Source organism: Angustibacter aerolatus, assembly GCF_054776675.1.
The window spans coordinates 1-2214 of sequence record NZ_BAAHBM010000171.1; the positions used below are offsets into that span (position 1 = coordinate 1).

The following is a 2214-nucleotide window of genomic DNA, read 5'->3' on the forward strand; positions in this document are numbered from 1 at the left end:
CGGTCGCCCCCGCCGGCCCGCCGGAGCACCACGAGCCCGACGCGACGAGCACCTCGACCGACGTCGCCGAGGCGCCCGCCGACGGCCCGGCGTCCCGGCGGGACGCCGAGGTCACCGAGCCCGAGCCGATCGAGCAGACCGACCAGGTGGAGCCGGACGAGCAGACCGACCAGGCCCAGGACGACGCCGACGAGCAGGGCGGCGGGCGCAAGCGCCGTCGTCGCGGCGGCCGCGGCCGCCGTTCGCGCGGGGCCGGCGAGGCCACCGACGGCGAGCAGGACACCGACGACGCGGCGCCGTCCGCAGACGCGGCGCCGTCCGCACCGGCGGGGGAGACCGCCGCCCGCGACGGTGACGACGCGGACGAGCCGGACGACGACCAGGACGCTCAGGACGGCCCCGAGGGCGACGACGAGGCCGGGTCGTCGCGATCCAGCCGGCGTCGGCGTCGCCGTCGTCGCGCCGGCTCGGGCGACGAGCCCGCCGCGCAGGAGGACCCGCCGGGCACCGTGACCCGCGTGCGCCAGCCGCGCCGCGCCGCGGACGAGGTCGAGTCGGTCAAGGGCTCGACCCGGCTCGAGGCGAAGAAGCAGCGCCGCCGCGACGGCCGCGAGGCCGGCCGCCGCAAGCCGATCATCACCGAGGCGGAGTTCCTCGCCCGGCGCGAGAGCGTCGAGCGCACGATGGTGGTGCGCGAGCGCGAGGGCCGCACCCAGATCGCCGTGCTCGAGGACGACGTGCTGGTCGAGCACTACGTGGCGAACGAGACCAACGCCTCGATGATCGGCAACGTCTACCTCGGCCGGGTGCAGAACGTGCTGCCCAGCATGGAGGCGGCGTTCGTCGACATCGGCAAGGGCCGCAACGCGGTGCTCTACGCCGGTGAGGTCAACTGGGACGCCGCCGGCATGGCGCACGGCCCGCGCCGCATCGAGGCCGCGCTGAAGTCCGGCGACACCGTGCTGGTGCAGGTCACCAAGGACCCGCTCGGCCACAAGGGCGCCCGCCTGACCAGCCAGATCAGCCTGCCCGGCCGCTACCTGGTGTACGTGCCGAGCGGCTCGATGACCGGCATCAGCCGCAAGCTGCCCGACACCGAGCGGGCCCGCCTCAAGCGCATCCTGAAGGCCGTGGTGCCCGAGGGCGCCGGCGTCATCGTGCGCACCGCCGCCGAGGGGGCCAGCGAGGACGAGCTGAGCCGCGACGTCGAGCGGCTCACCGCGCAGTGGGAGCAGATCGAGGCGCGGGCGAAGGCGGCGTCCGGCGGCTCGCCGAAGCTGCTGCACGGCGAGCCCGACCTGACGATCAAGGTCGTCCGCGACGTCTTCAACGAGGACTTCACCAGCCTGGTGATCAGCGGTCAGCACGCCTGGGACGCCGTGCAGCCGTACGTCACGTCGGTCGCGCCCGACCTGGCCGACCGCATCTCGCGGTGGACGTCGGAGGACGACGTCTTCGCCGCGCACCGGGTCGACGAGCAGCTCGTGAAGGCGATGGACCGCAAGGTCTGGCTGCCCAGCGGCGGCTCGCTGGTGATCGACCGCACCGAGGCGATGACCGTCGTCGACGTGAACACCGGCAAGTTCACCGGCTCCGGCGGCAACCTCGAGGAGACCGTCACCCGCAACAACCTGGAGGCGGCCGAGGAGGTCGTGCGCCAGCTTCGGCTGCGCGACATCGGCGGGATCATCGTCGTCGACTTCATCGACATGGTGCTCGAGGGCAACCGCGACCTGGTGGTGCGCCGGCTGATCGAGTGCCTCGGCCGCGACCGCACCAAGCACCAGGTCGCCGAGGTCACCTCGCTCGGCCTGGTGCAGATGACCCGCAAGCGCGTCGGCCAGGGCCTGCTCGAGGTGTTCAGCGAGACCTGCGAGCACTGCCACGGCCGCGGCGTCATCGTGCACACCGACCCCGTGTCCAAGCACGGCAACGGCTCGAACGGCGGCCCGTCCAACGGCGGCGGTTCGAACGGCTCGTCGAACGGCTCGTCGAACGGCGGCGGCTCGAACGGCGGCGGCAACGGCGGCGGCAACGGCGGCGGCAACGGCGGCCGCGACGGCGAGGACGCCGGCGAGGGCCGATCGGAGCGGTCGGGTCGCTCGCGCGGTGGCCGGTCGCGCTCGAAGCAGCCGGTGGAGGCGCCCCCGGCCCCGCCGCGGCAGCCGATCCCGGCGGCCCTCGTGGCGTCGCTCGCGCACCACGACGAGCAGC

Annotated in this window: 1 protein-coding gene; it reads left to right on the forward strand. The window is 74.4% G+C overall.

What is annotated here, in order from left to right; genetic code table 11:
• On the forward strand, positions 1 to 2214 hold a 2214-nt coding region (locus ACYVI6_RS18535), incomplete at both ends, for an Rne/Rng family ribonuclease (RefSeq protein ID WP_460447770.1).